Raw genomic sequence first — 22,278 nt, forward strand, 5'->3', positions numbered from 1 at the left:
CGTAAGGAAATTTCGTTGCCCGAGCCCATCCTGAGCTACCAAAAGTCCCAGCTCTTCCGGTCCAACCAGCCCCACCGGATCCTTGCGGGAGCCATCCACTACTTCCGGGTCCACCCCGACCAGTGGCGGGACCGGCTGCTCAAACTCCAGGCGATGGGGGCCAACACCGTCGACACCTACGTCGCCTGGAACTTCCACCAGCCCCGGAAGGACAGCGCACCTGACTTCAACGGCTGGCGGGACCTGGGTGCCTTCATCGACACCGCTGCCGGCATCGGCCTGGACGTCATCGTCCGCCCGGGGCCGTTCATTTGCGCGGAATGGGACAACGGAGGACTACCGGCCTGGCTCACACGTCTCCCCGGCATCGGGTTGCGGTGCATGGACCCGGTGTTCACCAGCGCAATCGAAAGCTGGTTGGATGAACTGCTGCCGATCATCGTGCCGCGGCAGGCCGCCCACGGTGGTCCCGTCGTCGCCGTGCAGATCGAGAACGAATACGGCAGCTACGGCGACGACCACGCATACATGCGCTGGAACAGGCTGGCACTTGAACAGCGGGGCATCACTGAACTGCTGTTCACGGCCGACGGCGGGACGGACTACTTCCTGGACGGCGGCGCCCTGGAAGACACCTGGGCGGCTGCGACCCTGGGCTCCCGCGGAGATGAAGCAGTGGAAACCTGGCAACGCCGTCGGCCCGGCGAGCCCTTCTTCAATGTCGAGTTCTGGGGAGGATGGTTTGACCACTGGGGCGAGGAGAACCATCACGTCCGCGACATCAGTGAAACCTGCGGCGAGGTCCGCAAAATTCTGGATCTCGGCGGCTCCATCTGCCTCTACATGGCCCACGGCGGAACCAACTTCGGGCTGTTTTCCGGTGCGAACCACGATGGCACGAAACTACAGCCAACCACCACCAGCTACGACTCGGACGCCCCCATCGCAGAGAACGGCGCCCTGACGGAGAAATACCACGCGTTGCGGGCCGAGTTCTTCCGCGCCCAGGGAATCTCCAATCCCCCGCCGCTCCCGCCCGCACTTCTCAAACCCGCACCTGTGCTCCCGGCCCAGTCCGTCCCCGTTGCCGCGGGCAAACCCCTGCTCCCGCTCCTGCGCCAATCAGCCCATCCCGTCACCAGCGTGCGGCCGCTGAGCTTTGAGCAACTGGGACTGGACGCCGGGATGGTTCTGTACACCTCCCACCCCGTCCTTCCCGGAAGGCCGGACGAGCCGGCGGAAACCCCGTTGCGGATCCTGGGCCTCGCGGACCGCGCCTACATCTGGGTGGACGGCAGCTTCGCCGGAATTCTCGATGACCAGAATGCCGCCGATGGGCTCAGTCTCACCGGGACAGGATCAACCGTTCAACTGGAGGTCCTGGTCGAGAGCCGGGGCAGGATCAACTACGGGCCACTGGTCGGCCACGGCAAGGGAATCCTGGACGGCGTGCTCATCAACCAGCGACGCACCTTCAACTGGACCCAGACTCCCATTCCGCTGGCGGGATGGGGAGCAGAGGAACTCGAACGCCTCGCCTCCTCAACCTTGAACATCGACGCACCTGCCGATACCTTCCTGGCATTCCCGGGCTTCGGAAAGGGATTCGTTTGGGTCAACGGATTCCTCCTTGGCCGCTACCAGGAGGCCGGGCCACAGGTCACCCTCTACGCTCCGGCACCTCTCCTGCACACCGGAACCAACCGCATCCACATCCTGGACCTCGAAAAGCACGGCACCCACATTGAGCTTCGTGCCCAACCTGAACTGGGCACGCCCAGCACGGGAAAAATCCTCGCCGCGGAACTGTAGCGCGGACCCACCATGAGCACAGCATCAGTGTTGCCCACCAACTCCGCTTCGCGGCAGGTGGCCCTTGCCCTGGACATCGGCGGAACCACTCTCAAGGGCGCCGTCGTGGATACCGCCGGCCGCACCCTCGTCACGCGCGCCATAGCCACGGGCCGCCCCGGTAAGGGTGTTATGGATCACACACTGGAAATCCTCAGGGTATTGAAGGCCGAATCGCTCCAGCGCGGGCTGCATCCCGTCGGTATAGGCGTCGGAACTCCAGGATTGGTGAACTCCGACACAGGCATTGTCGAATATGCCTCATCACTGGGCTGGACCACCATGCCCGTCGCGGACCTGCTGTCCGCAGAATTCAGCCTCCCCGTTCTCATCAGCCACGATGCACGCGCCGCCGGGCTGGCAGAAGCCCGCCTCCTGCCATCGGCTCCAGGCAAGAATTCCGTCTTTGTCGCCATCGGCACCGGAGTCGGGGCAGCAGTCATCACCGACGGCACCATCCTCAAAGGAGCTACCCACTCCGCCGGAGAACTGGGCCACATCCCCGTCATTCCCGACGGCGAAACATGCACTTGCGGCCAGTGCGGCTGCCTCGAAGCCTACTTTTCCGGCGCGGGCCTCGTCCGCAGATACCGCGGCCACGGAGGAGACCCTGCCATGACCGCCGCCGACATCGCCTCCGGCCGGGCTGGCAACACCGGTACACGCATCTGGGATGAAGGGATCCACGCCCTTGCCCTCGCCCTGTCGACCCTCACCCTGCTCACCGACCCAGGAACTATCATCATCGGCGGCGGACTCTCCGAAGCCGGCGACACACTCCTGCACCCCCTAGAACAGACAATGTCATCGCTCCTCGCCTGGCGCGCCCCGCCGGCATTGCGGAAATCAATGCTGGGACCACGTGCAGGACAAATCGGGGCCGCAATCCTCGGCTTCCAGGCAGCTGGCTCCCCGGACGCCGGCAGCGGCTGGAGCCCGGAAAATGCCGCCGCCGAAGCGCCACTACCGCCGGGAGAAGACACAAACCTGCAGCAGACACCCAACCTCAGGAACCACCAGGGACACCCATGAAAATCGCCATCCTCAAGACCTCCGCCGACATCGGCGCATACGCAGCAGACATCATCGAGCACCGCCTCAGGAACGGCCGCATGAAAGTCCTCGGCGTCGCCACAGGATCCTCCCCACTCCCCGTCTACCAGGAATTGGCCGCCCGACGCCCCGAAGGCCTGGCAGCTCTGTCGGCCTTCGCCCTGGATGAATACGTGGGACTCACCCCCAGCCACCCCCAGAGCTATCACGCAGTCATCGACCGCGAAGTGACAAAGCCACTTGGACTCGACCCGGAACGAGTCCATGTACCGGATGGGACTGCCACGAATCTCGAAGCTGCCTGCACCAGCTACGAGGAAAGCATCACAGCCTTCGGCGGAATCGACCTTCAGCTCCTGGGGATCGGCTCCACCGGACACATCGGCTTCAACGAGCCCACTTCATCGCTGAGCTCCCGCACCCGTATCAAGACGCTCGCACCCGAGACGCGCAAAGACAACGCCCGCTTCTTCGACAGTCCTGACCACGTCCCAACCCACTGCCTCACCCAAGGGCTTGGCACCATCATGGACGCGAAGGAAGTCGTGCTGATCGCCCAAGGCAGCTCCAAGGCAAGGGCCATCGCGGGCCTCGTCGAAGGCCCGGTCAGCGCCATGTGCCCCGGCTCGGTGCTGCAAATGCACCCACGGGCCACGGTGATCGTGGATGAAGAGGCAGCGGCAGAACTTCAAGGAAGCGCCTACTACAAATATGTTGCCGAGAACCTGCCCGTCTGGCAGCGGTAGTCCCATGCTCTCGGAAAACCTGGCCCAGGAAAGGGCGCCCCGCAGGTGAAGGTTGTTCGCTGCGACCTTATCCTGCACAGCGCACGCCTCCTGGATGGGAACGGGGCGGTGGAGAACGGATGGGTGGCCATTACGGACCGCACCATAACCGCAACCGGCTCGGGAACCAGCTGGCACACCTACGCAGCCAGGGAAGTCGTCGACGGCAGCGACGGGATCCTGGTCCCCGGCTTCATCGACCTGCACTGCCACGGAGCCGGTGGAGCATCCTTCGACGGCGAACCCGAAGACATCCTGGCGGCACTGGCTGTCCACCGGGCACACGGCACCACCCGTTCCGTTCTCAGCCTCGTTAGCGCGCCTCTTGACGAGCTGTGCTGCAGCCTCAACACCATTGCGGAGCTAGCGGACACCAACTCACTGATCCTAGGATCACACCTCGAAGGTCCCTTCCTCGCCGCCGCCCGATGCGGCGCACACAAGCCTGACAACCTGATGCTTCCCACCCCCTCAGCAATAGCCCAGCTCCTCGACGCAGCACGCGGCACCCTGCGTCAAATCACCATCGCCCCGGAGCTGCCCGGCGCCCTGGAAGCAATCGAAGAATTCGTCACCGCGGGAGTCACCGTGGCAGTAGGTCACACTGACGCGGACATGGACCTTACCCAGGAAGCCTTCGCCCGGGGCGCCACCCTGCTCACCCACGCTTTCAACGCCATGGCTGGCATCCATCACCGTGCACCCGGCCCCGTCGTAGCCGCCTTCGGCTACCCGACCGCATACCTCGAAATGATTTTGGACGGCATCCACGTACACCCCGCCGTAGCAAAAATGGCCTTCGCCGCGGCTCCGGGCCGCATCGCCCTGATAACAGACGCCATGGCAGCAACAGGGGCTAAAGACGGTCACTACCGCTTGGGCAGCGCGGACGTCACCGTCAATGCAGGGCGTGCCGTGCTGACAGGAACCAAGACCATCGCAGGATCCACCCTCACCCAGGACACCGCACTCAGGAACGCCGTCACCGTGCTCAACCTCCAGCCCCAAGCGGCTATCAAAGCACTTACCGCCACACCCGCTCACCTGGTCGGCCGGGAAGACCTTGGCAGCCTCCATGCTGGCAAAGCAGCCGACCTTGTCTTTCTGGATCAGGGATATAACGTGCTTGCCGTGTGGGCCGACGGGATCAAACAGTCATGATCGCACAGCGGGCCCGAACGCTTGACCAGGATCATCCGTTTCAGCCACTCAAGGTGTCCGGGCTGTGGGGAACAGGACAGGTGTCCTTCCAAGGTGCCCAAATAGTCCAATGGAGCCCTAAGGACACCGGACCCGTTCTCTGGCTCGGCTCACGTAACCAGTTCCTCAACTCCGATCCCATAAGAGGTGGCATCCCCATCTGCCTGCCCTGGTTCGGCAGCAAAGCAGCACCCCGCCACGGCATCGCCAGAACGCTTCCGTGGCAGCTAACCAGCGTCGATCAAAACCCGGAACACGTCACACTGACGTTCCACCTGGACTACCAGATCACCACCGCTAAGGCTGCCGCATGGGCGCACCCCTTCCAGGCGCGCTTTCAAGCAGAATTCGGCCAGTACCTGACCATGACGCTGCAGGTGACACATTTAGGCGATCAGCCCGCCCTCTATGAACCTGCGCTTCACCCCTACTTGCAGGTAGGAGACATCAGACGCGTCCGTATCTCAGGACTCGCCCACAGTCCGTTCACAGACCACAGCACGGCCGGCACTTCGGAACCAGCCATAACTTTCACAGAGCAAGGCCTCGACCGGGTGTATTCGTGCTCGAGAGCGATCACTGTTCATGACGACGCCAACAACAGAGACATCATCCTGTACTCGCCTTATGCCAGGAGCAGGATTCTCTGGAACCCCGGCGCCGGAGGCGCCAGCTCCATACCCGACCTGGGCGACGACGACTGGCAATCATTCCTCTGCGTTGAGCCCGGTAACGTCGGAGGAAACGGCATCAGACTCGCCCCCGGCGAACAGCACAGCTTCAAATCAGTAATTCAGGTCATCCAATACTGACAACCGGTGCTCGGAAGTTCCCATAGCAACGGGAGGCCATCAGGCTGCGTCGGCCGATAAAACCTTGATGGGTCCAGAGCTCAATTTTTGCTTGCCGGATATGTCGGTGGCGCCCTGCGTTATCCTGGCTGTACTAGTGCTCAGGTACTTGTAATGCCGCCGATCCATTGAAGCAGGGCACTCATCTGTCCAGCCTAATTTGGTCTCGATGTGGCCAGAACCGGTATGAACAGATCCTGAGTAGAGCTTGCGCAACGCGGTCTCTTGATTGCCTTCACCTTGAACTGCACCCAAAGCTGAGGTCAGACCGGTACTGAACTCAATCGGCGCTGGCGGCTCCCTGAGCAATCAGGGGCGCAGTGCCGCTCGTACCCTAATTTTCCTTCGGCGCACCTCCGTCGCCGGGAACAAAGCAGACGTAAGTGTGGACAATGTCCACACCACCTTTGGCCCGACAAACGGCCTACCGACCCCGCGCACCTAGACGACTCGGAGCAGCTAGTCAGGAAGAAACTTTAAAGAAAGTTGGCCCAAGTCATGTCATCAAGACAGGCACGGACCATGAACAGGTAAGCGGTCAACCAGGCCGCCACAACAGGAAGGAACGAATAGCCAGATCACAGCAGGCGGAGGACCCATGAGCCAGGACCCTAACCCCGCCACCCACACATCTGAATAGGCCATCGCGGCGGCTAGGCTGCAGCCCGCGTACTAGCGTCAGAGGGACGCCACCACAAGCTTTGTACACACGTTAAGGCGAAATCCCCTCTGACGAGGGGATCTCTTGTGCCCGAGGTGGGACTCGAACCGTATTCCAACCCTTGCAAAAACAGGGAACTCCAGAAAACATACCGGATCCGAGCCCATCCGGCCGATGTACGACCCAGTCCGAAGCTAAAAGTGTGGACATTGTCCACACACCTTTTCCACATTTACTACCTGGGTGAGTACAAGTGGGAATCGAACAGCTCGCCGAGTTGGTCGCCGACATGACTACGTAAGTCTCTCGATCTCTATGACTCTGCTCCCCAGGCGAAGGGATGTTGCCAAATACGCGGGCTACTTCCTGGGCAACCGTGTGTTTGGGCTTTCGGGACCCGAAGCCCCTCGGGGCTTGACCAAGCAAAGTCGCCCTCCTACCGTGGTGGCAAGTGAAAGGAGCCTTACGATGACCGTGTCGCATGAAACCGCGTTGGCAGAGCTGGCCGGGCATTTCAAACCGGTCTTCGAGCAAAGCCCTGACGGCGTTTACCTCTGGCTCAACGAACAGCACAAAATCTGCAACCAGCGGTTGGCCGCCATGTTCGGGTATGACGTCCGCGAGTGGCAGGAGGTCGACGACTTCGCCGGCACGTTCATCGCGGACGAGAGTCGGTCACTGTACGTCTGGCACTACCAGCACCAAGTCGGCGGCCTGCAGTATCCGGTGTCCTTCCGCTTCCGCGGCAAGCGCAAGGACGGGTCAACTTTCGACGCGGAGACGGACATGATTCCGCTGACGTACGCCGGGCACGTCGTGGCCTACCACTTCGTCCGCCAGATCGGCGCCTAGCTACAGGGACGGGTTGGGGGCAATGAGAGCACCGCCCCCAACCCGCTCCGGTGAGAAGAAGCTCGATCAGCAGCCGAACTGCACATGCGGCGGCGGCATTCCATCCGCGCACAGCGGTTTGCGGGCCACCAGGCGGAAAGCGAGCGTGCAGAACAGGCGCGGGGCAACGAGCGCCACCGACTCCATGAGCGCCGCCGCCTTCATCGCTAACCGGGGATAGGCTTCCGCCCCATCACCGTAGTAGCCGGCCGCGCCAGTGCCGAGGCCAGGAGCCCGATGTCGCGGATATGAAAACCGTACCGGTCAACAACCTGCAGCGCGTCCTCGATCTCGAGGTACTCGGTCACGCATCCTCAAGGCGCGTCAAAAGCTCAGCGTCATGGCTTACGACAAAATCAAGATAATGAGACGCGCCTTCGGAACAGCGACATCCGCTATGTCACTATCGTGATCGTTGGGAGGGGGCATCGCCCGGCGACATACGAACAAACCTGACTTGTGAATGGTTTTCCCTAAGCTTCCAGCCTAGTCTGGCAGCCCCTAAAGTCGTAACCTGTCGGTGGAGGCGGGGGCCGCGAGCGTGAAGGAGTGTCGCCATGGATTGGATCAGGCCCGATAGTCCGGACTACGACGAAGCCAGGAAAGTCTTCAATGCGATGATCGACCGGCACCCGGCCGTAATCGCACAATGTGCGACGCCAGGGGAAGTGGCCGAAGCTCTCGCCTACGCACGCAACCATAACCTCAATATTGCGGTGCGGGCAGGCGGTCACTCGGTGGCCGGCATGTCCACTAACGACGGCGGACTGGTAGTTGACGTCCGTCCCATGAAAGCCATCTCCGTGGATCCCGAGAATCGGACGGTAACCGCTGGTGCTGGCGCTACTTGGGGCGAATTCGATCGGGCGGCGCAGGAGCATGGACTTGCAGTGACAGGCGGCCGGGCCTCGACGACGGGTGTGGCCGGCTTTACCCTCGGCGGAGGCTCGGGATGGCTGGAACGCTCGTTTGGTTTTGCCTGCGACAGTCTCGACTCTGTGGACCTGGTCACGGCCAAGGGAGATCGGGTGACGGCGAGTGCCTATGAGAACCCGGAACTTTTCTGGGCGCTGCATGGAGGCGGTGGAAACTTTGGCGTGGCAACGTCGTTTACCTTCAAGATGCACGAATTAGGGCCCACAGTCCAGGCCGGGCTGATGTTTTGGCCTGGCGAATCCGCGACGGAGGTTTCCCGGAGCTACAGGGATGCAGCGCTGGCGGCCCCCAATAGCGTGGGCAGCGCGCTCGTCTACCTTACAGCCCCTCCGGAGCCCTTTGTCCCTGAAGGCATGGTGGGCAAAATGGCCGTGGCCGTGGCCTATCTCTACGCCGGAGACATTGACCAAGGTGTCGAACACGCAGCGCCTTTCCGGCAACTGGAACCGGCCGTTGACCTTGTGGAACCGATGGCATATGCCGACTTCCAGTGCATGATCGATGACCCACCGAACCGCTACAACTACTGGAGCGCCGACTATCACAATGAACTGAGCGACGACGCCCTAGACCTTTTTGTGGAATCGGCGAACCGCTTGCCCGGCCCGCATTCGCAGCAGCTTATCGCCCACTGGGGCGGAGCTGTCGGCGGCCCTGCCGCCGCCCAAACCCCGCTTCAGCACCGGAACGCGACGTGGGTGAGTCATCCCTTCGGCCTTGCCGAAACCCCAGAAGGCGGTCAGGAGGCCAGGGCCTGGGTGAAGCGTTTCCGGCAGGAAATTGCACCGCATACCACCGGTGGCGTATGGCTGAACTTTATCGGGAACGAAGGCCAGGACAGGATCGTAGCTGCCTACGGCGCGGAGAACTATCACCTGCTGTCCCGGGTCAAGCGAGACTTCGACCCTGACAACACTTTCCGCGGCAACCAGAACATCCTCCCGGCCGAACGTTAGGGACGCACGTCTGGGGACCCAACGAAATCTGTCAGGCATCAGCAGCGCCCCCAATTTCGCTCATGGGCCGATGCTATCTGACGGTGGGCAGCATTCTGCTATTGGCGTTCACAGTGAAGCAGAGGGTTCAGTGAAGGGGGTGTGCTGCGCGTTCCGTGGCTCGCAACCGGGCTATCACCGTGGAAGCAAGCAGCGCCGTCGTCAGCTCCAAGCCGATGACGGCCAGCAGATTCCCGGCCTGGTCGGCCACCGATTCGAGATGCCACTCCCCTCGGCGGCAGGCGACGCTTTCCCTTGGTGACGCTGAGAACTGCTCGTGCTGCCCGGATGCGGCACCTCCGCGATCGGAATCGGCAGCGCAGGGTTTGCCCAAGATTGTCCAAGCTTCGTCAGGACGTGCACAGGGTTTACCTAGGATTCCTTCCGGTTCCGGGTCGTGGCCCCTACGGTTTGCGATCATGGTCTGGGGCTCCTTTTCCAACCCGCTGGAGCATGGGATTTGGGAAGGGGAACGACTGGGAGCGCCTCTGCGGCTTTAGTTGAACGCGTGTCACGGCCCGTTCCCGTCGAGGGCCACCGAGGCCGGAACTCTTTGCCCCATTACTGGGGCTTCATTTTTCATCGATGCTGGGGAGTGTTTGTGCGTAAGAATCGATTAGTTGGGCTCGTGATGGCTGGCTTGGTCCTGCCATTGGTTGTTTTGTTGGGCGTCGCGGTGCCATCGCAGGCTGCAGGACGGGCAGAGATCACCCTGAGTTCCTCAGCGGGTCCGGCTGGGGCATCCCTGACGGTAAGCGGCAGCGGCTTTGCGCGGCAGTCTTCCGGAACTGTGACGGCCGGCTCATCGAGCGTCCCATTCACCACCGAGGCAAACGGTTCCTTCACGGCAGATGTGACCATCCCGATCACAACCGACGGAAACGTGGTCGTGATAGCCACGGCAAGAAAGGCATCGGCATCCGCGGCGTATACCGCCACGTATAGCCCGGCCTCCCTCAATGCCGGTCGTGACAGTGTGGCGGCCGGTTCTGAGCCGATGACGATGGCCGCCCGGACGAAGACGTCCACAACAACGTCCGCCCCGCCGACCAGTTCCGATCCGCTCAGGTTCGGCGTGTCGACCCCTGGCGGTCCGCTGGCAACCAGCGAGCTCGACGCCGTCGCCACCTTGCTCAATGAAAGCCCGTCGATCGTTATGTCCTACAAGGACTTCAGCCAGGCCGCACCGATCACGGATCTGAACGCCGTCGATGCCCGCGGCGCCACCAGCCTGATCACCTGGGAGCCCTGGCTGTGGAGCGGAAACGGTGCCAACCAGCCGGCGTACGCCCTGGACCGCATCACTGCCGGGGACTTCGACACCTACATCGCCCAGTGGGGCAATGCCCTGAGGACCTGGGGCAAGCCCGTCATGCTGCGGTTCGCCCACGAAATGAACGGCAACTGGTACCCCTGGGCCGAAGCCGCCAACGGCAATGGCCCCGGAGACTACGTAGCCGCGTGGCGCCACGTCCACGATGTCGTCGCCGCCACCGGTGCCACCAATGTGCAGTGGGTCTGGGCTCCGAACGTTCCGTACTGGGGATCCACACCGCTCACCGGGCTCTACCCCGGCGCCGGCTACGTCGACATTGTTGGCCTGGACGGCTACAACTGGGGCACGTCCCAATCATGGAGCTCCTGGACCTTGCCCTCTGCGCTGTTCGGCGAGGGCCTGACTGCGCTTCGCAACCTGGCCCCGGGCAAGCCGATCATCATCTCCGAAACAGCGTCCGCGGAGACTGGAGGGTCCAAGGCAGACTGGAACACCGCCCTGGTCTCCTACCTGGCGGCCCAGCCCGATGTCACCGGTTTTGTCTGGTTCCACCACAATAAGGAAGTCGACTGGCGGATCAACAGCTCCACGAGCTCGGCCAACGCCCTTAAAACGGCCCTGGCGGCACGCTGACCGCTAGTTCCGCGCCACTGCCGACGCCGTCGCCCCGCACCCACTCTGCTGCAGCAGGTGCGGGGCGATAACCGGAACCAAAGCTTGAAAGGCCGCACCGTTGAACCACCAACTCATTGTCCGGGTCCTCACCGTACTGACCCTGATTCTGGGCGTGAATTACATGGTGTGGCGCTGGTTGTTCTCGGTGAACTGGTCCGCAGCATGGATCAGCGTGCCGCTGGTCATGGTCGAAACCTACAGCCTCATCGACGCCTTCCTCTTCGGGCTCACCATGTGGAAGCTGCGGGTCCGCGACACCCCGCCTGCCCCGCCCGAGGGCCTCACTGTAGACGTCTTCATCACCACCTACAACGAGCCTACCGACCTAGTCATGACCACGGCCCTGGCCGCCCGGCGCATCAGTTACCCACACCAGACCTGGATTCTGGATGACGGGGCCCGTCCGGCAATGAAGCAGGCTGCTGAAGACGCCGGCATTGGCTACATCACCCGGTCCCCGGATTGGAAGAACCTTCCCAGGCATGCCAAGGCCGGCAACCTCAACAACGCCCTGACCGCTACAGAGGGCGAGTTCCTGCTCATCCTGGACGCGGACCAAGTCCCGGAGCCGGGAATTGTGGGCAGCATGCTGGGGCACTTCAACAACGAAAAGGTCGCCCTCGTCCAGACGCCGCAATGGTTCTCCAACGTCACCGACGACGACATCCTCGGAAGCCAGGCACCCCTGTTCTATGGGCCCATCCAGCAAGGCAAGGACGGCTGGAACGCTGCGTTCTTCTGCGGCTCCAACGCCATGATCCGGCGCGAAGCCCTCATGCAGATCGGAATCACAGGCTACGTCCAAGGTGTCCGGACCACAGTCCAGCAGACCCTGAAAGCCGCCGACAAGGTCATTACCAAGGCACGCAGCGAACATGCCGTCACCGGCGCCCACGTGGCCCAGGCATTGGACGACGTCGGCCTCGCTGTCCGCGACGCGCGGAAGGAACTGCACGAGAATAAACCGGTCGCGAATATCACCTATGACTTCCAGCGAAAGGTCGACGCTGCCGCGCGGAGCATCGTCGCGGTCGACGTCGCCTCCCTGCAGGCAGACCTGGACGAGATCGCCCGCCTCTCCGGGGACGGCAGGACCGCCGGCTTCGTCGACGACGATGCCATCGACCGCCTGGCGCAACGGGACTGGTCACCCATCGGGGCCATAAAATCAGTGCGGAAAATGGTCCAGGCCCTGGACGTCGACCGCTCTGGCGAAGCCATTCCCGTCATGCCGCTGGCCACTAATTCAGTGACCGAAGACATGGCGACCTGCATGCGGCTCCACGCCCAAGGCTGGGAGAGCGTCTACCACCACGAAATCATGGCCAAAGGCCTCGCCCCAGAGGACCTGCGCACCATGCTGACCCAGAGGCTGCGCTGGGCCCAGGGCACCATGCAGGTGTTCCTCCGCGAAAATCCCCTCCTGCAAAAGGGGCTCAGCGCCGGGCAGCGACTGATGTACTTCTCCACGATGTGGAGCTACCTCTCGGGATTTGCCGCGGTCGTCTACATCGCAGCCCCCATCATCTTCCTGTGCTTCGGAGTACTGCCGGTGGATGCGTTCAGCGTTGACTTCTTCGCCAGGTTGATTCCGTTCCTGGTCGCGAACCAGCTCCTGTTCTTCGTTGCCGCCCGTGGCAGAAAAACCTGGCGCGGACAGCAGTACAGCATTGCCCTCTTCCCCATCTGGATCAAAGCCTGCACGACGGCGGCAGCCAACGTCCTCTTCGGCCGCGACCTCGGATTCGCCGTCACACCCAAAACCCGCCAGGGCAACGGTCCGCCCTGGTCCCTCATCCGACCCCAGCTCGCAGCAATCACAGCCCTGGTCATTGCCGCCATCACCGGGCTCGTGAGAATGTTCACCGGACTCGGCGCACCCGCCGGTACCCTCGTAAACATCGCCTGGGTAATCTTTGACCTTGTGCTCCTCAGCGTGATCATCCGCGCCGCCCTTTACCAAGGATTCACCGGAACGAAAGAGGTAAATGATGGACTTTGACGTCGAACTGTCCGACGGCGACGGGGCCGTGATCCGCACCAGCGGCCGCCTGAACATGGTCGCCGCCCCCAAGCTGCGGGATCTGGTGGCCCACCTTGTCCGTCAGGACGGCCGCTCCCACCTGGTGGTGGACCTCGCGGACACAGACTTCATGGACTCCTCCGGACTAGGAGCCCTGATCGCGGGACTGAAGACCGCACGCGCCGCCGGCGGGGACCTGCGCATCGCCCGCGCCCAGGCCCAGGTCCTGACCGTGCTGCAACTGACGAACCTGGACCAGATCCTCCACCCTCACGAGACCGTGGAAGAGTGCTTCCGGTGAGCGCGGACGGACGCCTGCAGGTCCACGAACTGCACGCCTGCACCGACCCGGAATGCCTGGGCAAGGTCCATAACCTGCTGGCGGACATGTGGGCCACCTCAACGGACGTATCCGAAGTGGACCGAATGATGTTTGAGACCGCCGTCATCGAAATCGCGGCCAACATCGTCCAGCACAGCACGGAGGAGGGACTCGTCAACTGCAACCTCATCCTCGAGGTCTACCCGGACCGTCTGGACGCACACTTCAAGGACGACGGAGTCACCGCCAATGTCGACATCGGCGCCGTCTGCATGCCGGACGCGTTCGCCGAAACCGGTCGCGGCCTGGCCATGGCCAAAGCCGCAGTAGACGTCCTCACCTACGAACGGCGCAACGGAGACAACTTCTGGAAACTCAGCCGAACCCGTACCCCGACTGACAAACCGGAGGACCAATACCCTCACTGACGGGTTCGGGGGCTCCCCGCCCTCTGCAGATGATGATGGCGCACAGCCTCCACGTGATAGACGGACAATCCATCCAATCCAGATCAGCAGTCCGAGCGCGGATTCCTTCGGGATATGACATATTTGTCAATACACTTTAACGGGAGAAGAGGCCATCCATGTCTGAACTGAGACGGGCCGTCGTGATCGAGGACGATGCGGACATCCGCGGCCTGCTGGTCAGCGTCCTTGCCAAGCAGGGCTTCCACGTCACCGCAGCGGCCTCCGGGCTGCCGGGAATCGAGGCAGTCCGGACGGGAAAACCCGAACTGGTCACGCTGGACCTGGGCCTTCCCGACATGGACGGCATGGAAGTCTGCAGGCGGCTGCGCGAGTTCTCGGACGCGTTCATCATCATGCTCACCGCGAGGAATGACGAACTGGACAAGCTCCGGGGCCTGGACAATGGCGCCGATGAATACCTCAACAAACCCTTCAGTCCACGCGAACTCCAGGCGCGGATCAATGCCCTCTTCCGCCGGACACGCACTCCCGCAGCCGATCCTGCCGCCCAACAGGAACTTGACCGGGCGGCCCACGTCCAACAAAGCCTGCTGCCCCGGGTAGAAGTGCAGCTGACCGGCTACGAGATCTCCGGCGCCTTCCGCCCTTCCCGCAGCGTGGGCGGAGACTTCTACGACTGGTACGAGACCGCGGAGGGGCTGCACCTGACATTCGCCGACGCCATGGGCAAGGGGATCGGCGCCGCGCTCGTCGCCGCCACCGTCCGGGCCGTGATGCGTTCAGTGCGCTATGAACCGGATTTGAGCAGCGCCTTCGAGGCTGCGAGTCGGTCCATCGCCGCGGACCTGGCCCTCTCCGGGTCCTTCACCACAATGTTCCATGCCCGCCTGGATTCCCGTACGGGCACCGTCAGCTATGTCGATGCCGGCCATGGCCTTGCCCTCCACCTCACGGCAAACGGGACCGCTCAAAGGCTACCGGCTTCCGGCCCCCCGGTAGGTGCCTGGGCGGACGCAGCATGGACAGTAGCGGACCTGACGCTGGCCCCCGGCGATTCGCTAGTAGTCGTCAGCGACGGCGTGCTCGACGCCTTTTCCACAGTGGAGGACTTCACCGAGGCCGTGCGGCACGCCACCTCCCGGCATTCCGACGCCGACGAAGCATGTGCCGCCCTGATGCGCCTGGCCCCGGCCGAATCCGCACAGGACGACGTCACCGCCGTCGTCATCCGACGGAACGCGGCCAGTCACACCGTCCGGGGCACGGCCGTCCCGGCAGACATCGCGGCAAGCCCCCTGGCATTGCCGCCCCGTTTCGCACCGCCTCACGAGATGAATTCCCGCGTTTGCCTCGTCATCGAGGACGACGAGGACATCCGGGACCTGCTCTCCACGCTCCTGACAGGGATGGGCTTCACCGTGCACGCCGAAGCCACCGGCGCCGCAGGGCTCCGGGCAGCGGAAACACTTGATCTCGACCTCATCACCCTGGACCTGGGCCTGCCGGACGTCAACGGACTGGACGTGGCACACCACCTCCGGGCACTCTCAACGGCACCGATCATCATGATCACTGCATGGGCCGAACCCGGAGACGAACTCAACGGCGTGGCCTCCGGCGCCGACGCGTACCTCACCAAACCATTCCGCCCCCACCAGCTCCGGGAACTTGTGCAGCGACTCTGCCCACCACAGCCCCAACACGCTCCGCTGGCAGAAACCCAACGCACGGCCAATAGCTCATCGGCTCTGCCGGCGCCGCCATCGCCTGAACGACCGTTAGGCCGGCGCAAGTAAGACCGTCCCACATCTAGGAATCGGGACAATGCAACGGCCACATCGGTGGCCGTAGAGAGTGTAAGACCTGCCAGGGCGAACGCGTGGTCTGAACGAAACCCGACTAAGCCCCTCGCGTCAGACCTTTGATCCCAGAGGTTTCCCACAGCGTCTCGGCGCTTTACAAGCCGTTGTCGATACGGCGCCGCTGCCGCATCTCATCCATGGATTTAGCAGGTCCGCCGAAGAGTACGCGTGGGTTGGTGCGGGGCTGCGGAGCAGGTGCGGCCTGACGTTCCTCGATGCCGCGATTTTCGATAGGGCCTTGGTCTCGGATCTGAGCCTTCGGAACGGGCCGTGCAGTCTGCTGCCGAGGTGTATTCGCCTGCTGCGATGTGTGTGTCTTGGACAGCTCCCTGAACACCTTATCCGTGAGCACGAAACACGACTCACCCACCGCCGCCCCGCAAACCGGGCAGATGGCACGGTTCTTTTCCTTTACAGGCGCCCCCGAGCGGGAAGGTCGTCGGGAAGTCTTCTTTGGCCGTCGCCCTGGATTCGAGTTTGGCGGGAATGTGTCCGTCCCGGCCCCTTCGCTTCTCCCGGACCGGGAGGATATCGCTCCGCGTTCTCCCGTGAGTTCCTCCAGCTCCGCTTCGTAGGCCCAGCGTTGAGCCTGGAAAGCCCGATAGGCGTCGTCGTGGTGATCCGGCCGCATCTTCTTGCCCATTGGGCCCTACCCTCCTGTCGGAAGCAATCCCGCACGACGATACCCGAAGGCCATGTGCGGGCGCACCAAACATTCAGTTGCTGAGATCCGTGGAGGACTCGCACCTCCGGGCTGGTACAGCGACGATCAGGCCTAAACAAGTCCCGATTTCCCGGCCCTTCCGCAGCATCACCGAAGGGTTGACTAAGGATTTCCCAAGAACGGTTCCTTCTGCCGTCTCCCCTGTAAGCATTGTGTAGGACCGGAAATCGGCCGGACGGGCCTCGTCCCCGATATGTGAGCGGTGCAGGCGCAATTAGGAGGGGCAGTGGAAGCCTTAACGGTCGAGGGCGGCAAAGGTACCGTCAAGCTCGGGGCCGACGGGATAATTCACCTCGTATGGAACGCCAAAGTGCACATTGAGGCCGTCGACGCCCATGCGGCTATGGCTGCGGTTAATGTGGTCGGCAACGGGTCGGAATATCCGATGCTGGTCGACATGGCAACCACGGAGTCCGTTCATCGTCATGCACGTGCTGTTTTCTCTATCCCCTGTGCGGCGTCCCGGATCGCGCTGCTTGGGACCAGCCCCGTTGACCGGGTCCTGGCAAACTTCTTCCTTGGTGTCCACATCCCGCCATGTCCCACGCGATTCTTCACCTCCAGGAACGACGCGATGCTCTGGCTGACCCAGGGCTGAGGCAATCAACAAGAGCTGAGGATGGCGTCCCACTTCCTTAGAACCGGGACACTCAATGTGGGGCACTCCTCCGTCGCACGGACGTCAGTTTGCACCAAAGGCCCGTAACGTCGCGCCCGCCTAGCTCCTGCCGAAGATGCGTGCGATGGCCTCCCTCTGCCGTTGCTGCTCGCGTTCGCTGGTGCTGGTTATCTGGTCGCAGTCGGGCGTCAGCTATGCGTTCAGTATCGAATGCGGATTAACTGCCAGCTGGGGTCACACCACCGAATTCCACTTTGACCGGGCAGCCAACTGTCTCTGAGTACTTGCGCTCCAGGCCTGCAACGTCCGATACTCCCTTGGCCGATTCATCCAGCGTGATTGTGAGCTGCGACCCGTCCGGCGATACCGAGGTAATGTTCACAGCCGGGTCTGAGGCCAGCAGCTCGCTGGCAAAATCGTTAAGCTTGCCTGGAGAACAGGGGGCTGAGATGACTGCAACGTCGACATTCGGAAACTGGCTGATTAGGTCTCTAAGCTTCGAGTCCACCGGACCATGCCAATAAACAAGAATCCGGTTCTGGCCTGTCACTTCGACTGAGGCAAATCGAGGATCGCCAGCCAGCTCCCCACTCAGTGTGCTGGCCGCGTGAGCGATACCTCCACCCGCAGGCGAAGCTTCTGGACTGACCGGTGGGCCAGTGGGAAGTGCAGGGTTCGCCTGACGCGTGGGCGCGGGGCTGCCTTCGGCGCCCGGGCCTTCAGGACCCATTCCAGCGCAAGACGTCGCGAATAGAGAGAGACCGAGCAGGACTACCGTTCGGCACCTGACCACCTTTGACCCTCCGCTGAGCGCAGTCACACCTCATGCTATTCATCCATCGGGATCGAGGTAGCTTCACCGAGGCCTCTGGCGCGTGTCGTCTTGCAGATGCCTTCCCAGCGTAGGCACGGCACGCTCAGGGAACGCTCTATGGGAGTTTCGCAGCACCTGTTTCTTATGTCGACGCGAGTGTGAACACGTCTCGTCGGCGTTTTACGATCCAGCGCTGTGCTGTGCCAGTTTCATCACGCGCAGTAACGGTCTGCTTAACCTGAAGGATGTGCCCGGTGAAGGTGCCTTGGGTTCTTGCGGTGATTGCAACACTTAGCGGATGGGTGTTGTCATGGCGCGGTATTCGATTTACGTAAGACCGGATCTTCTGCAGCTGTTTTGGGCTGGGATGCAGGCTGGTGATTTCATCACCGATGCTGTTGTGCCGATCAATTCGAACAGGCGGACCGGGCGCCGGGTCCTGTCCGAGGCGGGCGGTGTCAGGCCACGCCGCGGCCGGGATTTGAAGGGCAGGTGCCTGAGCTTTGCCCAGCGTGAAGAGATCGCGGTGTTGCGCGGCCAGGGACATTCGTTGCGCCGGATCGGGGCAGTGATCGGCAGGTCTGCCTCGACGGTGTCCAGGGAGCTTCGGCGTAATTCGGTGGGCGGGTTGCCCTACCGGGCGACCTCGGCTCACGCACTGGCGTATGAGCGCGCTTCGCGGCCCAAACCGGCGAAACTGCACACGAACCCGGTGTTGCGTGCGAAGGTGGAAGAGGATCTGCAAAAGAAGTACTCGCCTGAGCAGATCGCAGGACGACTGCGGGTCGAGTTTCCCGATGAGCCGGAGATGCGGGTGTCACCAGAGACCATTTACCAGTCCCTCTACGTTCAGTCCCGCGGAGCCCTGAACCGTGATCTGGCCGCGTGTTTACGCACCGGACTGCACTCAGGCAGCCCTGCAGGAAGGCCGGCCAGCGGAAGAACCGGATCCCGGGGATGATCAATATCTCCGAACGTCCCCCCGAGGTTCAGGACCGTGCAGTGCCAGGGCATTGGGAGGGTGACCTCATCATCGGCAAAGGCAACCAGTCCGCGATCGGGACCCTCGTGGAGAGAACCACCAGCTACACGATGCTCGTTCATCTGCCCGATGGCTATAAAGCAGAACAAATGCGGGACGCCCTGGCAGCGAAGATCAAGACACTCCCCGAAGCACTGAGGCATTCCCTCACCTGGGACCAGGGCATCGAAATGCCGGCCTGGAAGAGCGTGAAAATGGACACCGGCATCGACATCTACTTCTGCGACCCGCACTCACCCTGGCAACGCGGCATCAACGAAAACACCAACGGCCTGCTGCGCCAGTACTTCCCCAAGGGCACCGACCTGAGCATCCACAGCGCCGAAGACCTCGACTGGGTCGCCCAGGAACTCAACGACCGGCCACGCAAACGACTAGAGTTCAAAAAACCGATCAAACTGATCGAAGGACTCCTGTTGCAATGACCGCATGAATCCGCCGTGCCCTAAACGCTCCACTCCCGTCCGTCCCATTTCCTTGGAATTGGGACGCTTCAGCGGAGGGGACACCGGTCGCTGGAACCCACTCAACTTCGTCAGCCTCGTCAGGCCGTGGCGAACGCTTGGCTTTCGTCCACTCGCAGTCCAAATTCCATGCCTGTAGCGTGCCATCGGAAGGTCCGTCGATTCCCCCAATTTTCGGCGGACCTTCTTTAGCCAGCATATGCAGGGCACTCAAGAGCCGGTCACCCAGTAATGGACAGGTTTCCAGCGTGCATTAGCTTCCTTCCGGACAATCCCGGTGCCTCACCCGGGAGCGCATCTCCAACCGTGTTGCTGGACGTGCCCCGTCCTGCCATCATCTGTTTGAAGGACCGAGTGGGCCCTGATGACCACCAGAGCCACTCGATTCAGTCAGTGAAGATAGGTCATGGCTCGAAATGGGTTTTCCCGGTGGTCCCTGTGATGCCTGATATGACTCCCCCGGCAACGTCGTGCAGCTTCTCGTTCCGGTTGCTTGAAACCCGTCGAAGAATTTCAAATGCCTCATCGGCTGTACAGCGGTTCTGCGCCATGATGACGCCGCGGGCCAGGTCAATGACTGTCCTCGAGTCCAGGGCGGCGCTCAGGTCCTGGGCCTTGAGTTCTGCAGCGGCGATCCGTACGCCCAGGCGCAAGGCGCGGCCGGCAACGTCGGCGAAGCGCTGGGCTTCGGCCACTATGTCCTCGTTGAAGATGCCCGTATCAACGGCGAAGAAATTCAACAACGCCGAAGCGTTACCACCCAGATCCAATGGCACGCCCAAGGCGCTGCGGAAGTCCTTGTCCGCTAGCTCCTGGGCGAATTGGGACCAGCGCGGATCGGAGGACACATCTCCCAGCAGCACGGGCGTTCCGGTACGGAGCGCCTGAAGGCATGGACCGTCACCTAGGCGCTGCTCGATACCGTCCAGGATGATCGCGTCATCACTGCTTCCAGCGATCGTATTGGAGCGCTTTCGGCGCTTGAGAGTCACTGCGCACTCAATTCTTGTCCCGGATCCACGGGTCAAGGCGTCAGCAGCCAAGCCTGTCATGCCATCAAGAAAACCCTTAATGTCGCCCATCTCTGCGACCAGATCCTGCAGCCGCTCGAAATCGTCCATTTCCTCGGGCGTGTCCATGAGGTCAATCTATGGGAGCGGCATCCAAGCCACAATGAGCAGGTGATCTGTCATCTGTGAAGACGGCGAAACAACGACGGCAAGCAAAGGCATCTTCCCTCTCGCGCTGCCCACTCGCCCAATGAGGGCCGACAAAGTTGCAGCGGAAGCAGCTCAGATCCGAATAGGCGGAGCCTTCGGCATCTCGCCTGATCGTCATGGCATTGATGGTTAGGGTCCGATGCCGGCCGACGAGCTCTTTACCCTGATTTGGGCATATCCCACATCCTTGGACATGGGACACTATCTGCGGATACCTCTCCCAGGATCGTGACGGATCAATCGGCAGCGATATTCGTCTCAGGTTCGGCCCATTCAAGTGCCGCGACCAGATGTCCTTCGTCGGGAAGGGCTTTTTGTTCAGCCGGGGGAAGTTTGTCGTAGGTGTACGCGGCCACCGCCATGGGCGAAATGGATCGCCCCAGGCTGTACCTGACGCTGCGGTCGTTCTTGGTGCCGCAGATCAGGATGCCGATGGTTTCGTTGTGGTGCTCGCGTCGGAGCATGTCATCTACAAGCGCGACGTAGAAGTTGAGTTTTCCTGCCCATTCGGGCTGAAACTTTCCAGTCTTGAGCTCAACAACGACGTACCGGGACTGGTCAATGTTGAAAAATAGCATGTCGACATAAAAGTCGTCGCCGTCGACGTCGAAGTGCACCTGCCGGCCGACGAAGGAGAAGCCCGGGCCGAGTTCACGCAGCGTTTCGGTGATTCTGCTGGTCAGGGCGTTCTCCAGGTCGCGCTCAGCCACTTCGCCGGACAGGCCCAGGAACTCGAAGTTGTAGGGGTCTTTGGCGACTTGCTGTGCGAGTTCCGAGTCTGGTCCAACAAGCCGTTGGACAAAGTTCGAGGGTGCCGCCCCGGTGCGCCCCAGCGTTTTGTTCGGTCATCCGGGCGGTCGAGCTTATCCAGCAGCACGGTGATGTGGCCCCAGGGCAATTGTCCAACAGGCTGTTGGACAATTGAGTCGGGCCAAGCTGCGGCGAACCCACGCATGTAGAAACGATTTGAACGCGAAAGGCCTTTCATCTCGGGGAACTGCGCCCTGAGATCATCCGCTAGCCTTCCGATGACCCCGCTCCCCCACCTCTCGACCTCCTGACGTTCCAGGATCGCCCGGCCGATGGACCAGTACAGCTCGATGAGCTGTGTGTTGACTGTCCGCAGTGCCGCAGTGCGCGCGGCCCGAACCTGATTCTTGAGCTCGCCGAGCAGGTCAGTGTAGCCGACGGGAGCGCAAGATCTCGGGTGGATGCCATGCCCTCGATCCTATCCAGCAGGACAGACAGGTACCTGCATCAACGTCCCGCAACTCGGCCGTCCCATTTCCTTGGACGTGGGCCGCCACGTTGGGACGCTCCCCAACCTTCGGGACCCGTGGAGTCCTGCGTAACCTGACCGTGCCATTTGTTATCCCAAAACTCCCGCCACAAAAGCCCGTCACAGATACAACTTTCGGTATCGTCCTGTCGACCGACAGGGCTTGGCGGATCCTCACAAGCGGAATTTGTATTGGTGAGTTCTTTTGCCGTTCCGACCCGGCCGATAAACCCTAAGGAAACTGACTAATTTCCGTGTATTGATGCAGATTTGTAACATTTTTTCGTCACGAATTTGCTGTTGC

The 22,278-nt window shown here is 62.0% G+C and carries 20 protein-coding genes and 2 pseudogenes; 15 read left to right on the forward strand and 7 right to left on the reverse strand.

Annotated features, from left to right (window positions below; all coding sequences use genetic code 11):
- Positions 1-15: 15 nt before the first annotated feature.
- From M1E05_RS12865 to M1E05_RS12890, 6 genes are all read left to right on the forward strand, one after another.
- On the forward strand, positions 16-1,812 hold the full coding sequence (locus tag M1E05_RS12865) for a glycoside hydrolase family 35 protein (protein WP_461163185.1): 1,797 nt from the start codon (positions 16-18) through the stop codon (positions 1,810-1,812).
- Between the two features lie 12 nt (positions 1,813-1,824).
- A complete protein-coding gene (locus M1E05_RS12870) occupies positions 1,825-2,883 on the forward strand; it encodes an ROK family protein (RefSeq protein WP_461163186.1) in 1,059 nt (352 codons plus the stop codon).
- Complete coding sequence (gene nagB, locus M1E05_RS12875; RefSeq protein WP_461163187.1) at positions 2,880-3,650, forward strand: glucosamine-6-phosphate deaminase; 771 nt, start codon at positions 2,880-2,882, stop codon at positions 3,648-3,650. Before M1E05_RS12870 ends, nagB begins: the two co-directional genes overlap by 4 nt.
- Before the next feature lie 45 nt (positions 3,651-3,695).
- Positions 3,696-4,850 carry an N-acetylglucosamine-6-phosphate deacetylase gene (gene nagA / locus M1E05_RS12880; protein ID WP_461163188.1) on the forward strand — a complete coding sequence of 385 codons (1,155 nt, stop codon included), beginning with the start codon at positions 3,696-3,698 and terminating at the stop codon, positions 4,848-4,850.
- Entirely contained in the window at positions 4,847-5,701 is an 855-nt protein-coding gene (locus tag M1E05_RS12885; RefSeq protein WP_461163189.1) for a D-hexose-6-phosphate mutarotase, read from the forward strand. Before nagA ends, M1E05_RS12885 begins: the two co-directional genes overlap by 4 nt.
- A gap of 1,168 nt (positions 5,702-6,869) precedes the next feature.
- A complete protein-coding gene (locus M1E05_RS12890) occupies positions 6,870-7,253 on the forward strand; it encodes a PAS domain S-box protein (RefSeq protein WP_461163190.1) in 384 nt (127 codons plus the stop codon).
- Positions 7,254-7,459: 206 nt separating this feature from the next.
- Here the strand turns inward: M1E05_RS12890 and M1E05_RS12895 are convergent, their stop codons facing one another.
- Positions 7,460-7,600, reverse strand: a complete 141-nt coding sequence (locus M1E05_RS12895) for a hypothetical protein (RefSeq protein WP_461163191.1) — start codon at positions 7,598-7,600, stop codon at positions 7,460-7,462.
- A 249-nt stretch (positions 7,601-7,849) separates the two neighbouring features.
- Here M1E05_RS12895 and M1E05_RS12900 point away from each other — a divergent pair, with 249 nt between their 5' ends.
- Positions 7,850-9,184: an FAD-binding oxidoreductase gene (locus tag M1E05_RS12900; protein WP_461163192.1), complete on the forward strand. Its 1,335-nt coding sequence runs from the start codon at positions 7,850-7,852 to the stop codon at positions 9,182-9,184.
- Positions 9,185-9,311: 127 nt separating this feature from the next.
- On the opposite strand, the gene M1E05_RS12905 is transcribed toward M1E05_RS12900, so the two are convergent.
- Positions 9,312-9,644 carry a hypothetical protein gene (locus M1E05_RS12905; RefSeq protein WP_461163193.1) on the reverse strand — a complete coding sequence of 111 codons (333 nt, stop codon included), beginning with the start codon at positions 9,642-9,644 and terminating at the stop codon, positions 9,312-9,314.
- Between the two features lie 180 nt (positions 9,645-9,824).
- Between M1E05_RS12905 and M1E05_RS12910 the strand changes: the two genes are divergently transcribed.
- The 6 genes and pseudogenes from M1E05_RS12910 (at position 9,825) to M1E05_RS12935 (ending at position 15,746) form a co-directional block, all read left to right on the forward strand.
- A complete protein-coding gene (locus tag M1E05_RS12910; protein ID WP_461163194.1) occupies positions 9,825-11,132 on the forward strand; it encodes a glycoside hydrolase family 26 protein in 1,308 nt (435 codons plus the stop codon).
- 163 nt (positions 11,133-11,295) lie between these two features.
- Entirely contained in the window at positions 11,296-13,176 is a 1,881-nt protein-coding gene (locus M1E05_RS12915) for a glycosyltransferase (RefSeq protein WP_461165241.1), read from the forward strand.
- On the forward strand, positions 13,166-13,498 hold the full coding sequence (locus M1E05_RS12920; protein ID WP_461165242.1) for an STAS domain-containing protein: 333 nt from the start codon (positions 13,166-13,168) through the stop codon (positions 13,496-13,498). Before M1E05_RS12915 ends, M1E05_RS12920 begins: the two co-directional genes overlap by 11 nt.
- A complete protein-coding gene (locus tag M1E05_RS12925; protein WP_461163195.1) occupies positions 13,495-13,947 on the forward strand; it encodes an ATP-binding protein in 453 nt (150 codons plus the stop codon). Before M1E05_RS12920 ends, M1E05_RS12925 begins: the two co-directional genes overlap by 4 nt.
- A gap of 158 nt (positions 13,948-14,105) precedes the next feature.
- Positions 14,106-15,185 (forward strand): annotated as a pseudogene (locus tag M1E05_RS12930) (PP2C family protein-serine/threonine phosphatase); the annotation flags it as partial.
- A gap of 171 nt (positions 15,186-15,356) precedes the next feature.
- Positions 15,357-15,746, forward strand: coding sequence for a response regulator transcription factor (locus tag M1E05_RS12935; protein ID WP_461165243.1), 390 nt, complete (start codon positions 15,357-15,359; stop codon positions 15,744-15,746).
- Between the two features lie 160 nt (positions 15,747-15,906).
- Here M1E05_RS12935 and M1E05_RS12940 read toward each other — a convergent pair whose 3' ends face one another.
- Positions 15,907-16,455, reverse strand: a complete 549-nt coding sequence (locus M1E05_RS12940) for a hypothetical protein (protein WP_461163196.1) — start codon at positions 16,453-16,455, stop codon at positions 15,907-15,909.
- A 307-nt stretch (positions 16,456-16,762) separates the two neighbouring features.
- Here M1E05_RS12940 and M1E05_RS12945 point away from each other — a divergent pair, with 307 nt between their 5' ends.
- Entirely contained in the window at positions 16,763-17,134 is a 372-nt protein-coding gene (locus M1E05_RS12945) for a DUF7793 family protein (protein WP_461163197.1), read from the forward strand.
- A gap of 238 nt (positions 17,135-17,372) precedes the next feature.
- On the opposite strand, the gene M1E05_RS12950 is transcribed toward M1E05_RS12945, so the two are convergent.
- A complete protein-coding gene (locus M1E05_RS12950; RefSeq protein WP_461163198.1) occupies positions 17,373-17,705 on the reverse strand; it encodes a hypothetical protein in 333 nt (110 codons plus the stop codon).
- A 562-nt stretch (positions 17,706-18,267) separates the two neighbouring features.
- Here M1E05_RS12950 and M1E05_RS12955 point away from each other — a divergent pair.
- A pseudogene (locus M1E05_RS12955) lies at positions 18,268-19,436 on the forward strand (IS30 family transposase).
- Between the two features lie 443 nt (positions 19,437-19,879).
- Here the strand turns inward: M1E05_RS12955 and M1E05_RS12960 are convergent.
- The 3 genes from M1E05_RS12960 to M1E05_RS12970 form a co-directional block, all read right to left on the reverse strand.
- On the reverse strand, positions 19,880-20,614 hold the full coding sequence (locus M1E05_RS12960; RefSeq protein ID WP_461163199.1) for a GAF and ANTAR domain-containing protein: 735 nt from the start codon (positions 20,612-20,614) through the stop codon (positions 19,880-19,882).
- Between the two features lie 317 nt (positions 20,615-20,931).
- Complete coding sequence (locus M1E05_RS12965; RefSeq protein ID WP_461163200.1) at positions 20,932-21,405, reverse strand: PDDEXK nuclease domain-containing protein; 474 nt, start codon at positions 21,403-21,405, stop codon at positions 20,932-20,934.
- Positions 21,375-21,908: a DUF1016 N-terminal domain-containing protein gene (locus M1E05_RS12970; RefSeq protein WP_461165244.1), complete on the reverse strand. Its 534-nt coding sequence runs from the start codon at positions 21,906-21,908 to the stop codon at positions 21,375-21,377. The genes M1E05_RS12965 and M1E05_RS12970 overlap by 31 nt, the downstream gene beginning before the upstream one ends.
- Positions 21,909-22,278 lie beyond the last annotated feature (370 nt).

This window comes from Arthrobacter sp. R4-81 (assembly GCF_054792365.1).